At 36.9% G+C, this 14,383-nt stretch carries 12 protein-coding genes; 1 reads left to right on the forward strand and 11 read right to left on the reverse strand.

Translation table 11 applies throughout. The features are described from left to right. Positions 1 to 270: 270 nt before the first annotated feature. The 6 genes from sufB to ACIPKN_RS18505 all read right to left on the reverse strand — a co-directional run bounded on the left by sufB (position 271) and on the right by ACIPKN_RS18505 (position 6,417). Entirely contained in the window at positions 271 to 1,668 is a 1,398-nt protein-coding gene (gene sufB / locus ACIPKN_RS18480; protein ID WP_142510736.1) for a Fe-S cluster assembly protein SufB, read from the reverse strand. Positions 1,669 to 1,768: 100 nt separating this feature from the next. Further along, positions 1,769 to 2,197 carry a Fe-S cluster assembly sulfur transfer protein SufU gene (sufU, locus tag ACIPKN_RS18485; RefSeq protein WP_142510737.1) on the reverse strand — a complete coding sequence of 143 codons (429 nt, stop codon included), beginning with the start codon at positions 2,195 to 2,197 and terminating at the stop codon, positions 1,769 to 1,771. Next, entirely contained in the window at positions 2,187 to 3,416 is a 1,230-nt protein-coding gene (locus ACIPKN_RS18490; RefSeq protein WP_400938781.1) for a cysteine desulfurase, read from the reverse strand. Before ACIPKN_RS18490 ends, sufU begins: the two co-directional genes overlap by 11 nt. After that, entirely contained in the window at positions 3,416 to 4,723 is a 1,308-nt protein-coding gene (gene sufD, locus ACIPKN_RS18495; RefSeq protein ID WP_142510738.1) for a Fe-S cluster assembly protein SufD, read from the reverse strand. The genes ACIPKN_RS18490 and sufD overlap by 1 nt, the downstream gene beginning before the upstream one ends. An 18-nt stretch (positions 4,724 to 4,741) precedes the next feature. After that, positions 4,742 to 5,521 carry a Fe-S cluster assembly ATPase SufC gene (gene sufC / locus ACIPKN_RS18500; RefSeq protein WP_142510739.1) on the reverse strand — a complete coding sequence of 260 codons (780 nt, stop codon included), beginning with the start codon at positions 5,519 to 5,521 and terminating at the stop codon, positions 4,742 to 4,744. 593 nt (positions 5,522 to 6,114) lie between these two features. After that, positions 6,115 to 6,417, reverse strand: a complete 303-nt coding sequence (locus tag ACIPKN_RS18505) for a hypothetical protein (protein ID WP_400938784.1) — start codon at positions 6,415 to 6,417, stop codon at positions 6,115 to 6,117. Between the two features lie 479 nt (positions 6,418 to 6,896). Between ACIPKN_RS18505 and gltC the strand changes: the two genes are divergently transcribed. After that, the gene (gltC, locus tag ACIPKN_RS18510; RefSeq protein WP_400938786.1) at positions 6,897 to 7,799 is read left to right on the forward strand and encodes a glutamate biosynthesis transcriptional regulator GltC; all 903 of its coding nucleotides are present in this window, start codon (positions 6,897 to 6,899) and stop codon (positions 7,797 to 7,799) included. Here the strand turns inward: gltC and ACIPKN_RS18515 are convergent. The 5 genes from ACIPKN_RS18515 to ACIPKN_RS18535 all read right to left on the reverse strand — a co-directional run bounded on the left by ACIPKN_RS18515 (position 7,776) and on the right by ACIPKN_RS18535 (position 14,381). Further along, on the reverse strand, positions 7,776 to 8,096 hold the full coding sequence (locus tag ACIPKN_RS18515; RefSeq protein ID WP_400938788.1) for a hypothetical protein: 321 nt from the start codon (positions 8,094 to 8,096) through the stop codon (positions 7,776 to 7,778). The two genes, gltC and ACIPKN_RS18515, sit on opposite strands and share 24 nt — an antisense overlap. Before the next feature lie 170 nt (positions 8,097 to 8,266). Continuing rightward, positions 8,267 to 9,313: a glycosyl hydrolase family 18 protein gene (locus ACIPKN_RS18520; RefSeq protein WP_400938790.1), complete on the reverse strand. Its 1,047-nt coding sequence runs from the start codon at positions 9,311 to 9,313 to the stop codon at positions 8,267 to 8,269. Between the two features lie 21 nt (positions 9,314 to 9,334). Further along, on the reverse strand, positions 9,335 to 11,086 hold the full coding sequence (locus tag ACIPKN_RS18525; RefSeq protein ID WP_400938793.1) for a polysaccharide deacetylase family protein: 1,752 nt from the start codon (positions 11,084 to 11,086) through the stop codon (positions 9,335 to 9,337). Beyond that, complete coding sequence (locus tag ACIPKN_RS18530) at positions 11,083 to 12,948, reverse strand: glycosyltransferase family 2 protein (protein ID WP_400938795.1); 1,866 nt, start codon at positions 12,946 to 12,948, stop codon at positions 11,083 to 11,085. Before ACIPKN_RS18530 ends, ACIPKN_RS18525 begins: the two co-directional genes overlap by 4 nt. A gap of 5 nt (positions 12,949 to 12,953) precedes the next feature. Continuing rightward, positions 12,954 to 14,381, reverse strand: a complete 1,428-nt coding sequence (locus tag ACIPKN_RS18535; RefSeq protein ID WP_142510748.1) for a polysaccharide deacetylase family protein — start codon at positions 14,379 to 14,381, stop codon at positions 12,954 to 12,956. Positions 14,382 to 14,383: the final 2 nt, after the last annotated feature.

Here is a 14,383-nt window from a genome sequence, read left to right on the forward strand (position 1 = left end):
ATATAGTAATTTTCTTATAATAATGTGCCTTTTCATTTAAAAAAGCTATATATTTTACCAAAGTGTTCATAAAATATTCAAATTAAAATTTGTCAATTTATGATCTTCTCCACAAGTTTTTATTCGCGTAAAAAAGGTTAGTAAGCTATGTGAACAACATCCGCATAAAAAAATCGAGTGCACTGCACTCGATTTCTACAAAGGAAATTTGTGGACAATAAGGGGTTTGGCTTTAGCGTAAAACCCTTATTTACCTCGTTTATCGGCGTATTATCCGATAGAACCTTCCATCTCAAACTTGATAAGACGGTTCATTTCTACTGCGTATTCCATTGGTAATTCTTTTGTGAATGGCTCGATGAAGCCCATTACGATCATTTCTGTCGCTTCTTCTTCAGAAATACCACGAGACATTAAGTAGAATAATTGTTCCTCTGATACTTTTGAAACTTTCGCTTCATGCTCTAAAGAAACATTATCATTTAAGATTTCGTTGTATGGAATTGTATCTGAAGTAGATTGGTTGTCCATGATTAACGTATCACATTCGATGTTAGCACGTGCACCACTTGCTTTAGGGCCAAAACGAACTTGACCCATATACGTTACCTTACCACCTTGTTTAGCAATCGATTTAGAAACGATTGTTGAAGATGTGTTTGGTGCCATATGAATCATTTTTGCACCTGCGTGTTGATGTTGACCTTTACCTGCTAGTGCGATTGATAATGTCATACCACGAGCGCCTTCACCTTTAAGGATACAAGCTGGGTACTTCATTGTTAACTTAGAACCGATGTTACCGTCGATCCATTCCATTGTACCGTTTTCTTCAACAACTGTACGTTTTGTTACAAGGTTGTAAACGTTGTTTGCCCAGTTTTGAATCGTTGTATAACGGCAGTACGCATCTTTACGTACAACAATTTCTACTACCGCTGAGTGTAAAGAGTTTGTAGTGTAAACAGGAGCTGTACAACCTTCAACATAGTGTACGTGAGCACCTTCATCTACAATAATTAACGTACGTTCGAATTGACCCATGTTTTCAGAGTTAATACGGAAGTATGCTTGTAATGGCGTTTCCACTTTTACACCTGGTGGTACATAGATGAATGATCCACCTGACCAAACAGCTGAGTTTAGTGCAGCAAATTTGTTATCCGTGTAAGGAATAACTTTGCCCCAGTATTGTTTGAAAATATCTTCATTTTCACGTAAAGCTGAGTCAGTATCTTTGAACACAATACCAAGGTCTTCAAGGTCTTTTTTCATGTTGTGATAGACAACTTCTGATTCGTACTGAGCAGATACACCTGCCAGGTATTTTTGCTCTGCTTCTGGAATACCTAATTTATCAAAAGTAGCTTTAATTTCATCAGGTACTTCATCCCAAGATTTTTGTGTAGCTTCTGATGGTTTTACGTAATACGTAATTTCATCAAAATCTAAATCTCCTAGGTCGCCACCCCATTGCGGCATTGGTTTTGTATAAAACGTTTCAAGTGCTTTTAAGCGGTATTCAAGCATCCACTCTGGCTCTTGTTTCATAGTTGAAATTTCACGGACGATTTCTTCAGTTAAACCACGTTTTGAACGGAAAATTGATACGTCCTTGTCATGGAATCCGTATTTGTAATCGCCAATATCAGGCATTTTTTTAGCCATCGTTTCTCCTCCGTTCATGCATTATTGTTATCTTGTTTCAAGCTCAGTTATCTTGCTTTGAGTGAAAGCACCTATAGTGACTTTCACCCAAATTTAGATATTATTGATTTACACCTTTTTCCATTGCTTTCCAAGCTAATGTCGCACATTTAATACGTGCCGGAAATTGAGAAACACCTTGCAGTGCCTCAACATCCTCAAGGTCATATTTTTCGCTATAGTCTTCGCCCATCATCATTTTAGAAAAAATTTCAGCAAGCTCTAATGCTTCCTCTACTTTTTTCCCTTTAATGAGCTGCGTCATCATGGAAGCAGAAGACATTGAAATTGAACAGCCCTCACCGTCAAACTTCGCATCTTCTACAATACCGTCAGTCACTTTTAGCGTTAAGTGAATACGGTCTCCACAAGTCGGATTATTCATATCGATAGTAACAGCATCTTCTTCAATAGATCCTTTATTACGAGGATTTTTATAGTGATCCATAATGACTGAACGATATAGTTGATCTAAATTATTAAAAGACATCGCCAAAATACTCCTTCGCAGAACGTAACCCTGCAACTAGGCGGTCAATATCTTCCTCCGTGTTATATAGATAGAAGCTTGCACGCGCTGTCGCTACTTGTTGAAGACATTTCATTAGTGGCTGTGCGCAATGATGTCCTGCACGAACAGCAATACCATTCATATCAAGAACCGTTGCCACATCATGTGGATGTACATCGTCTAGGTTAAACGTTACAAGTCCACAACGTTTCATTGGGTCACGTGGGCCGAAAATTTTAAGTCCGTCAATTGTTTCAAGCTGATTCATCGCGTAGCCTGCAAGTTTATGCTCATGCTCCGCAATGTTATCTAGCCCAATTTCAGTTAAGAAATCAATAGCGGCTCCTAAACCTACTGCACCTGCAATAATAGGAGTTCCACCTTCAAACTTCCACGGTAATTCCTTCCACGTTGAATCGTAAAGTCCAACAAAGTCAATCATTTCGCCACCAAATTCAATTGGCTCCATCTTTTCAAGGTGTTCCTTTTTACCATATAGTACACCTATTCCAGTTGGTCCGCACATTTTATGACCTGAGAATCCTAAGAAATCTACATCTAAATCCTGTACATCGATTTTCATGTGTGGTGCTGCTTGTGCACCATCCGCTACCATTACAGCACCATTAGCATGCGCGATTTTAGCGATTTCTTTAATCGGGTTAATCGTTCCAAGGACGTTTGACGCCATTGACACCGACACAATTTTTGTTTTAGGTGTTATTGTCGCACGAACCTTTTCTAGGTTAAGTGTGCCATCCGCTTCAAGCTCAATATATTTCAGTGTTGCATTTTTTTCCTTTGCTAGTTGTTGCCAAGGAATAATATTAGAGTGGTGCTCCATGTGAGTAATAACAATTTCATCACCTTCAGCAACATTAGCACGACCATAGCTTGATGCAACTGTATTTAAAGCAGTTGTAGTACCGCGAGTAAAAATAATTTCTTGTGTTGATGTAGCATTAATAAAATTACGAACCTTTTCACGCGCCCCCTCATACTTGTCAGTTGCACGGTTCCCTAATGTATGCACACCACGGTGAACATTGGAATTATCGAATTCATAATAATGCTTCATTGCTTCAATCACTTGAATAGGCTTTTGAGAAGTTGCTGCGCTATCAAGGTAAACAAGCTTATGACCGTTTACTTCCTGATCTAAAATTGGGAAATAGCTTTTAATGTCTTTATTCATCATTAGCGAACTTTCCTTTCAATAACCTCCGTCAGTTGCTTTTGAACTCCTTCGATAGGTAATTGCTTAACAACTGGCGCAAGGAATCCATGGATAACAAGGCGCTCTGCTTCTGCTTTCGAGATACCACGACTCATTAAGTAGTATAGTTGTAGCGGATCTACTCGACCAACAGATGCTGCGTGTCCTGCTGTTACATCGTCTTCATCGATCAATAGAATTGGGTTTGCATCGCCACGAGCTTTTTCAGAAAGCATTAACACACGTGATTCTTGCTGCGCATCCGCTTTTGTCGCACCGTGTTCGATGTAACCAATACCATTAAAGATTGATTGTGCTGCATCTTTCATTACACCATGCTTTAAGATATGACCATTTGAGTTCTTACCCCAGTGACGAACCTCAGTAGTAAAGTTAAGTTTTTGTTCACCGCGACCAACAACTACTGTTTTTGTATCAGCATGAGAACCGTCACCGATTAGATGTGTAATGTTTTCAGAAATAGTATCTGAGTCATTCATTAAGCCAAGAGCCCAATCTACTTTCGCATCACGAGCTAGTCGTGCACGACGATTTACATAAGTAGTATATCCTTTCGCAAGTACATCAACCGCACCGTAAGTTACTTGTGCATTGTCTTGAACTACTACTTCTGCAATAATGTTTGCTTGACCTTTTGCTTCTTCAACTGTTGAAATATATGTTTCAACATAAGTTACAGCTGAATTTGCTTCAGCAACAACTAACACGTGGTTATATAATGAAGCTTCTGCATTATCATTTAAGAATACTACTTGAAGCGGCTGTTCGATAATGACATTTTTAGGTACGTATACGAACACACCACCGTTAACAAGTGCCGCATGAAGCGCTGTTAATTTATGCTCATCAACTTTTACAGCTTCTGTCATAAAGTACTTTTTAACAAGGTCGCCATGTTCACGAACCGCTGTTAAAATATCTGTAAAAATAACACCTTTATCAGCTAGTTCTTGTGATGTTTTAATGAAAGCTGGTGTGTTATTGCGTTGAACATAAAGATTTTCTTGTGCCTCAAAATCAATTAAACCTTTTGCTTCTTCTGGTAATGCATCAAGTGAAGAGAATCCTTCACTGTCAACTGTGTGAGTTGGGAAATTTACGAAATCCCATTTTGTAATATTTGTTCTGTCTGGTTTTGGCAAATCTAAACCAGTTACTTTGTCTAGTGCTGCCGCGCGAAGTTCTGTAAACCAAGCCGGTTCTCCATTTGCTTCCGAGAACGAGCGCACGTCCTGTACTGTTACAGGCAAGTTAAGTTCCACTGTCATGCTAGTTCGTCCTCCCTCTTATGCTTCTTGTTCTTCAGTTTCTTCTTCGATACCTAATTCTTTTTTAATCCAGTCATAGCCTTCAGCTTCTAAACGTTGCGCTAATTCTTCTCCACCGGATTTAACAACGCGACCTTGCATCATTACGTGTACATGGTCTGGTGTAATGTAGTTAAGTAGGCGTTGGTAGTGAGTGATCATTAAGCAGCCAAATCCTTCTCCACGCATTGCATTGATTCCTTTAGAAACAACTTTTAGTGCGTCAATATCAAGACCAGAGTCAATTTCATCTAAAATTGCGAAAGCTGGTTTAATCATCATTAATTGAAGAATTTCGTTACGTTTTTTCTCACCGCCAGAGAAACCTTCATTTAAATAACGTTGTGCCATATCTTCGTGCATTTCAAGGAAATCCATGTTTTTATCTAATTCACGGATAAATTTCATTAGAGAAATTTCATCGCCCTCTTCACGGCGTGCATTAATAGCTGAGCGTAAGAAGTCAGCATTTGTTACACCAGCGATTTCAGAAGGATATTGCATTGCTAGGAATAAACCAGCTTTAGCACGCTCGTCCACTTCCATTTCTAGTACATTTTCGCCATCAAGTTCTACTGTACCAGAAGTTACTTCATATTTAGGATGACCCATAATTGCAGAAGCTAGTGTTGATTTACCAGTTCCGTTTGGTCCCATGATTGCATGAATTTCATTTGTATTAATTGTAAGGTTTACGCCTTTTAAAATCTCTTTCCCGTCGATTTCAACGTGAAGATCTTTAATAACTAAAGTTGACATGAAAATACCTCCATAGTGTGTTCAGTGAATGGTGAACCATTCCTTAATTATCATCATTCTAATCTTAACTGAAAATCGTTCTCTATGCAAACCATTTCAATCACTTTCATTTTCCTCTGAAACAATCCTTAATAATAAAGAGTTTGTAAGCATTTTCAGATTATTGCTAATCGTCATTGACAATGAGAATCAACTTTCCTCATTTTCAATGAAATAATTCTAATTGAGAATCAGTTTCATCTAGCTACATAGTGAAAACCCTGCAGAAAGTGCGAATTGTAGCTGTTTTGTGACAAAAATGTATAAATAACAATACCAATACTATAACCATTTTTATTAGAATGGAATCAAATAAAGGAAAAACTCTCGAGAGTACTAGTTAATATAAAGTGGGGTTGATTTCCGTTCCGGGTGGGCCAAAATTATTATTTTTCCCTTTGCCTATTTTATATAGATTGTTCCTTGAAAATATCGATTATGATTGAATATGCAGTTTCAGGAGGCGGTCAAAATGTGGAGATTTGTGTATGTATGCAGACCAACAAACTTTATTATTTAAGACACTAAGGTCTTTATCTAAAAGGGGGAAGTAATTAATATAGAAGTACAGATATAAAAGAAGAAACGGCATAAAATATTATACCAATACCAAAACTCAACGACAGCTTATTGATTTCTCTCAAATCACCCGATTCCTTTTTCATCTCTTTGTAAAATTTTGTCGTCATAAACACGCCGCCCATCAATAACACGGCACAACCGATAGACGCAACGATGTCCACTCCTACAGCTTTACCCATTTCGATGGCCGCTACCGCTATAAAGTATATGCAAGCAGCAAACAAATATAGAGCTTTTTCCTTCCTCTCTAATTTTCCACTTTTCTTTTTCTCCACTTTATACCAATTCTTCAAATCTTCTTGCGACACATACTGCGCAACAATGGCTTCTACTTGTTTCGCACATTTTTTTGAACTTTGACCATATAAAAACCTTCGTATTCTTCAGACGACCGCTTTAAAATATCTTTTATTCTTATTTCAAACGGAATGCTACTTTTCTCTAAGTGTTCGATAATTGCTAGGACACCTCTTACGAATAAGTTAAATTACGCTTAATTATACTATTCCATTCGCCTTTTCCATCAATCCAAAATATTCCACAACCTTTTAAATATCTGACTCTTTCATTTAACAACAATCTTTGAGAAAACTGCCTTCTTCTTACTTCCTTGAGCTCCAATGAAGTTACTAGCATCTCCTTCAATTAAAACTTGCTAGCCAACATTTGTTTATTTACAATCATTTTTCATCTTAATAGTATATAATTGAGATATAATCAATCGTATTTTTCGATTAATAGAGGTGAAGATCTAGTGGAGTTACGTCAATTACGTTATTTTGTTGAAGTTGCTGAGCGTGAACACATTTCAGAAGCTGCCGTACATCTTCATGTTGCTCAATCTGCAATAAGCCGACAAATTGCTAATTTAGAAGATGAATTAGGCACACCACTTTTTGAACGTGTCGGACGAAATGTTAAATTGACACCGATTGGAAAAATATTTCTCGAGCACACTATTACTGCTTTAAAAGCCATCGATTTTGCCGCAAAGCAAGTTGAAGAATATTTAGATCCTGCTAAAGGTACGATAAAAATCGGTTTTCCAACGAGCTTGGCTAGCTATGTATTGCCAACTGTTATTTCAGCCTTTAAGCGTGAATATCCAGATTTGCAATTCCAGCTCCGCCAAGGCTCCTATCGTTTTTTAATTGATGCAGTCAAAAATCGTGAGTTAAATTTAGCTTTTTTAGGCCCTCTTCCACCAAAGGACGAATCGATCCATTCAACAATATTATTTACTGAAAATATTGCCGCATTACTGCCAGCAAAACATCCATTAGCCAAAAAAGAAAGTATTCAGCTTGCCGATTTACGTAACGATTTATTTGTATTATTCCCAGATGGATACATATTACATAAAGTAGCTATCGATGCCTGCCGAGCTGCCGGCTTCTCGCCAAACGTCATCTCCGAGGGTGAAGACTTAGATGCACTAAAGGGTCTTGTCGCTGCAGGCATCGGGGTCAGCTTATTACCAGAAAGCTCACTGTATGATTCAACTGCTCGCTTCACAGTAAAAGTACCGATTAAAGCACCAGCGATTCCAAGAACAGTCGGTATTATTTCACCTGTAAACCGTGAAATTGCACCATCAGAAAAAATATTTTTAGACTTCGTGACAAATTTCTTTTCACGCCTTTCTCAATTCCAATAAAAAAATCGCCGTAGCTGGCGATTTTTTTTGGTTTAAGGTGCTTCCATACTTCAGTTCGGCGGTTTTATCCACGACTTTGGCGGTTTTATCCGTCACCTCGGCTCTTCTTTCCGTCGCTCTTGCCTTTCCATCCGTCACCTCGGCAATTCTATCCGCAACTTTGGCTGTTCTATCCACGATTCTGTCGTTTCTATCCACGGCTTTGACTGTTCTATCCACGATTCTGACGTTTCTATCCACGACTTTGGCGGTTTTATCCGTCACCTCGACTCTTCTTTCCGTCGCTCTGGTTTCCATCCGTCACTTCGGCTCTTCTTTCCGTCGCTCTTGCCTTTCCATCCGTCACCTCGGCTCTTCTTTCCGTCGCTCTCGCCTTCCATCCGCATCTTTGGCTGTTCTATCCACGATTCTGACGTTTCTATCCACGACTATGACTGTTCTGTCTGTCACTCCGGCAATTCTTTCAATCATTCCTTTGATTGTTCGTTAATCCATTGTAACGTTTTTGAGCCTAGACCTCCGGCACGCCATAAAACAACCTCATGGTAACTTCTCTTTTGCACGTGCGCTGTCCATTTTTTAAGTGTTTCAAGATCGGCATACCAAACTTCATGCTTAACATTTTGTTCATCTAAAAAAGTGAAATAAGCCGCACCACTTGCTTGATCGCGATGTTTAACCGCTTTCGTTTTGTTTAGTAAGTCCTCTGCCTCTACCTCCGTTAAAGCAACCGTCTTGCCTTTATTTACCCATTGGAATCCGCCGGTTGAAAAAGCAATCGCTAATTTTTGATTAGACTTCTTAATTTTTTTTACTAAGTCATTTAAAAATGAAAAGGTTGCCTTTGCACCTGGGCCACTATGATATCCGTGCACATTATAAGCCATCACTGTATATTTTGGCCCATTCGGTAATTTAACATTAAATGGAAACTCCGGCTCTAGTACGACATGTAATGAAACATCCTTTTTTAATAGCTGTTCATAAAGTTCCTCTATGAAATGGACGTACTTAGAGATATCCTCTTTAGCAACCTTTTCATAATCAATTTCGATACCATTCACATTGTATTGTTCAACAACCTGCATAATATTATCAATATGTCGCTGCCTTGATGATGCATCTTGAAACAACCGATGTAATAACGCACTATCCTTCTGAACTATTGGGGCGTTATCTGTAACATAATCGTTAATTAACGTGAGTATAACATGATGTGATTCATTAAATTGTTGCTGTGTTTGTTTCAATGTTTCTATCGCATCTTCAGTGAATAATAATTGGTCATTCTCATTAAAATAAGCACCAAAAACGTGAATGTCTTGTAAGCCCTGTTGTGAATTTTTCACATCCTCGATGGCAGATTTATTTTGCCATTCAGGTAACCAAATAGACAATTGAAGCTTGTCTTTGTACTTCAACCCTTCCCTTGCCTTAACAGGTGCTTCTTTGCTATTACTACAAGCTGTAATAATTAGTAGTGCTATACAGATAAACAGAATAATTTTTTTCACTTGAATCTAGTTCCCCCCGTTTTAGAAGGTTTCAATAAAGAAATCAACAACATTATTAAATAAAGTCAATGTTTTGTGCTTTACTTTATCGAATTTCGTATATTGGTTAGTAAAAAGCGTCTGATCGTTAACATCTGTAATCAAAATATCTTCGATGAATGTATCATAAATATCATCTGCATACTGTTCATGCGATGTTTCCTTTTTGCTGAACAACGCACCAAATCCAATTTTAGATCCTTGAATGTCAGGATTTACTTGAATTGTCTTGGATAATACCTTATCTACACCTATGTTAATTTTACCATTTTCTACATAAATGTTAAATACTCTCGTTTTTGTTAAGTTTCTTGGATACTCTTCCTCGTCAATTCTAGAGCCTTTTTGCGTATCCAGATAATCGTATACAGTAGCCTTATTAAATGCATACTCTTCTTCATTCCACTTTATTTCGTTTAACGGAAAACGTTCTTTCTCAACAACGCTTGATTCTGGTGATTTTTCAGAAACAACAATCTCATTATCTATTAATGCCACACGAATATAGCTATTATATTTTTCATCATAGTTTAAATAAATAGATTGTTGTCCTACGACATTCCCTTTAAAGGCAAAGTTTATATTATAGTTCTCTGGCAGAGTTTCCTTCAATATTACCCGTCCTTCACTAGAAGGTTCCGATGTTATTGTAATCTCATTATTTTCAAATTCTGCTGCCCCCTTCAATACTGACCATTCTTTTGCCCGTTGATGATCTCCGACTTCAAATTCTACATTTTGCTTACTAGCTTGGCGGATTTTCATCATCACATGATTGGTAGACCAATAGGGGGATACTTGTAATCTACTTAAATTGTAGAGATTAGCATCCGCATCATTATATGCCCCTAGCTCCAAATTGAAATGCATTTTAAATATATCTTTAATTTCTTTAGTATTCGCACTTTCAACTAACGAATCCATATTATTATAAAGTGAGTTGGCATGCATAATAGCATAGACCTTTGGAACTTCTCCTAATTCCTCCTCATAAATATCATGCATTAGCTTGTAATCTTTTCGGATACGCTTTTCCATTTCTTGTCGCGTTTCACTCGGAATCATATATTGATTGCGAATGAAGTCCATTAAATAATGATTATAATATTCGATAGTCGTTTTATTCGGCACATTATTTTCATCTTTTACACCTAACGACTGTCCTTTATCGTTATACATATTAATATATGTCAGACGGTACCCATTAGAGCCCAACTCCCAATAGCCACTTTTCTTCATGAGTAATAAGTCTTTCGGCTTTAAAAATTTGTTGTCCCGTGTATCCATTTTATTGGCGTACGTAAACATGGTAGCTTTATAATTTAGATCCTCCATGATGTTTTGAGCAAATATACTAGAATCTGTACGTCCATCTTCAAATGATAAATACAACGCCTTTTCTGGCAATGGTTTGTTTTTCTGATAAAAATCTAAAATATCCTGCTGAGTAACGGTTGTATAGCCTTGACTTTCAAGCAGTGCTAGTTGTTTTCTCAAATTCTCTTTAGATACATATTTTGGAGATTCACCCCTGCTCACCCCAAAATATGATAATGCGATAAAACCATCTTTATTCACTAAAGGAACCGTTTCCTCTACCCTTTTATCCGTTAAAAATACCACACGTATTAAAATAACAGCTAAAAATACAACGATAATCGTTTGAACAATTGATCGTATTATTTTCCTTCGATTCTTTTTAGCTGGATTTAATACAACATTTTTTTCACTCATTCCTTCTCACCCATTTTGCTAATTTTTAGAATCGAAAATCGAGATTTTCGTAATTTTTGTTTTTCTAATTTCTTTTCTTTGGCGATGACATCTTGAGGTGTTTCTCTCGTACCCCAAGTTGATTTCCAAAATGTAACCCATGCAACAGGCATTTGCCACAGCAAAATAAATTCATAGAAAAGTACAAAGATAAAACCAAACGTCCACAATTTACTTTTTTTAAAGAAAAGATGGGCTAAGCTCATTAACATTGCCATCAATAACAAGCCCATTAAAAATGTAGTTGGAAAAATGCCATGCATAATTGGCACATAAACTAAATTGTAAACAACAACAATAGGCGCTGCTATTGGTACGATTAAACCGATGATGAAGAAAAGAAACATAAAAGGTTCCTTCTTCCACATAAATAAAAATGCTCGTAACGATTCGCGTAGCCATGATCGTTTCCATCTCATTTGTTGAGATAAAAAGACTTTTGTATCGGATGGAACAATTGTAGAACATACAGCATTGTCCTGATATCCCGTTCGATGTGTTTTCAAAATATAGTTTGTCATACTACGGTCATCCCCGAATGTTGCAGGCTGTCCAAGAAATTTTTGGTTTAACCATGCTGTCTCGTTCTTCAAAATAAGCTCTTTTCGATAACATGCTAAAGGACCAGATAAACAAGTGACTGTATCGAACCAAGATTCAGCAGCTTTCATGATCCGAAAGGCTATATAATAGCGAACTGTTTGCAATTTTGTCAGAGCATTTGTAAATTTATTTTCCACTTCTGTTCTTCCAGCCACACCACCCATTTTAGGATCTTGGAAAGGCTGTACTAAATTTCGAATGGCATGAGGTTCTAAAAAACTATCAGAATCTACGAAAACAACTAAATCATGTTTAGCAAGATGCACCCCTGCCACTAAAGCCTCTCGTTTCCCCCCATTTTGAGGTAGTTTATAGAAGCTTAAACGATCCTCCGTTTTAAAACGCTCACCCTCGTTATAAATAAGGTCAATCATTTCTTTTGCTTTTTCCTCAGTTTTATCTGTTGAACAATCATCTACAACAATAACCTCTAGTTTGTCTACAGGATAATACTGATTAATACAACTTAACACTGTTCTATGAATCCATTGTTCTTCGTTAAATACTGGAATAATAATAGAAACGCCTGGTTCAAACTTAGGGTTTATCGGAACAGTCCTATAGAAAATACCAAATATATATCTACTTAAAAGAAAAGTTGCAGCAATAATACTATATAGATATAAGAATTTATTGAATCTAAAATAAATGACACTTTCAGCCCGCATTAACATAACGATTAGAGAAACTACCAATAAAAATATACTTGCCATAAAGATTGATAGTCCCCATCGTTTTTTTATCATATAGTCATTTAAAGGCTGTAAAAATTCACATGCATAATAGCATCTAGTTTCACCATCTACTTCTTTTGTAAAGTGACGAACAACTTTCGCTTTTACCTTTACCTTCGATTCATAGCCCTCCGGCATCGCACCACCAGGTATGGTGAATTTCATCGTAATAATTTCATCTATTAAAAAATTATTAGGACTATTTGAAAATACAAGGATACCCGTTACCGAAATATCCTCCGCATAATGTTTGTCACTACCCTTTTGCTTTGCTCTTTTAATTTGTACTTCAAAATTCGTTTCATAGCGTAAACTTAACAGCTGTAAACGATATATTTCATTGACATCTGTAGGATCGATTTCTTCCTTTTGATACGAAGCACCTCGACGATTAACGAGATTTCGTACATGTTCTGGGTCAGGAATATTCGATAAAATGCGTCGATCAGAGCGTGGTATCGTTAAAATCTCTTTTTTCTTATTCATGATTATCAATTCACTTTCTTATTTGAATCTTCTTCAATCCAAGTCGACATTTTCGCAAAACTATACCCATCTTTTTGCAGCTTTTCAATGATTAATGGCAATGCTTCAACTGTTTTTGTACCGTCTAAAATGTGCATAACAATCACCTTTCCTGGAGCAATTCTAGTCATCACACGATTATAAATATCTCGAACGGTATATTTTAAATTCCAATCGAATGATGCTATATCGTACATAGCAATAGATTTAACACCTGTAGCGGCAATAATTTTCGCTGACTCCTCATTAATAGCACCTTTATTAGGTCTGAAATACAGCAAAGGTTCTTCCTGTAAGGCATATGTTAACGCCTTATGTGCCATCACGACATCCTGTTGTAACTCTTCTGGTGTCATTGTCGTAACATCAAGGTGATTGTAAGAATGGCTTGCGACCTCATGTCCTCTCTCAACAATTAATCGTGCTAATTGCGGATCCTTTTCTACACCTTTGCCAATTAAAAAGAATGTAGATTGAACATGATACTTATCAAGAACATCTAAAATTTCTTTAATTCTCTCCTCACTTGCCCAATCATCGAAGGTTAAAGCAATTTCTTTTTTTGAAGTATTTTTACGGTAGAACATATTTGGTTTAACATTTTTGTAATCTGGGTTCATTTTAATAGCATCATAGCCTGCAATTTCCTCTAAGGATTTTGCTAAATATCGTTCAGCTAATACATCCGTTAATGTAGAGAAAACGTATCCTTTTTCTTCCCCTACTTTAGACAGTAGTGGTATAACATCAATAATCGCAGGATTAATGTACGTGTTTAAATGAATAACAGATCCGCTGTTGATAAAGCGATGAATATAATCCACTATTTCCTCAGCACTTTGCATATTTCGATCTTTCGGATTAATGGAAGACTCTACAACTCCCTTCATATTGAGGGTTTTAGCCGCTAAACGCATATTGTCAGTTGAGTCACCGGAACGACTACGAACGTATTTCGGTGTATAACCTAATTGCTCTTCAAAAACTTCATTCGCTAAATAAATTTCTTTATACGTTTCTTCATAATTTAAATCAGTCATTTCAGTAAATGTTAATGTTCCGTTTTCTACCTCGTGACCTTTAGTTAAAATGTCCTTCACTAACTCCGGATCTTGCGCTACTCGTGTACCTTCTACAAAGAATGTTGCCTTCATGTTAAATTGATCTAATACCTTTAATAGACGCTGCATTGTTTCATTGTCTGCAAGCCCATTAAAGGTTAATGCTACCTTTGGACTAATAATGCCTATGTGACTATAAGTATCACTCATCGTCCCATCATGTTCCTTTACCTCAATTGTTGAATCAACTGGTTTAATCTGATTTTGAGTAGACGATTGACACCCAGCTAAAAATAAAATGATTAATAGACTACATAATTTTAGTCGTATCATTT

Source organism: Lysinibacillus sp. NPDC086135, from assembly GCF_044746345.1.
Classification (GTDB): domain Bacteria; phylum Bacillota; class Bacilli; order Bacillales_A; family Planococcaceae; genus Lysinibacillus.

Bases quoted from the DNA above. Each gene is read 5' to 3' on its own strand.
- sufB (WP_142510736.1), bottom strand. From the start codon at position 1,668: ATGGCTAAAAAAATGCCTGATATTGGCGATTACAAATACGGATTCCAT.
- sufU (WP_142510737.1), bottom strand. From the start codon at position 2,197: ATGTCTTTTAATAATTTAGATCAACTATATCGTTCAGTCATTATGGAT.
- ACIPKN_RS18490 (WP_400938781.1), bottom strand. From the start codon at position 3,416: ATGATGAATAAAGACATTAAAAGCTATTTCCCAATTTTAGATCAGGAA.
- sufD (WP_142510738.1), bottom strand. From the start codon at position 4,723: ATGACAGTGGAACTTAACTTGCCTGTAACAGTACAGGACGTGCGCTCG.
- sufC (WP_142510739.1), bottom strand. From the start codon at position 5,521: ATGTCAACTTTAGTTATTAAAGATCTTCACGTTGAAATCGACGGGAAA.
- ACIPKN_RS18515 (WP_400938788.1), bottom strand. From the start codon at position 8,096: ATGGAAACCAGAGCGACGGAAAGAAGAGTCGAGGTGACGGATAAAACC.
- ACIPKN_RS18525 (WP_400938793.1), bottom strand. From the start codon at position 11,086: ATGAGTGAAAAAAATGTTGTATTAAATCCAGCTAAAAAGAATCGAAGG.
- ACIPKN_RS18530 (WP_400938795.1), bottom strand. From the start codon at position 12,948: ATGAATAAGAAAAAAGAGATTTTAACGATACCACGCTCTGATCGACGC.
- ACIPKN_RS18535 (WP_142510748.1), bottom strand. From the start codon at position 14,381: ATGATACGACTAAAATTATGTAGTCTATTAATCATTTTATTTTTAGCT.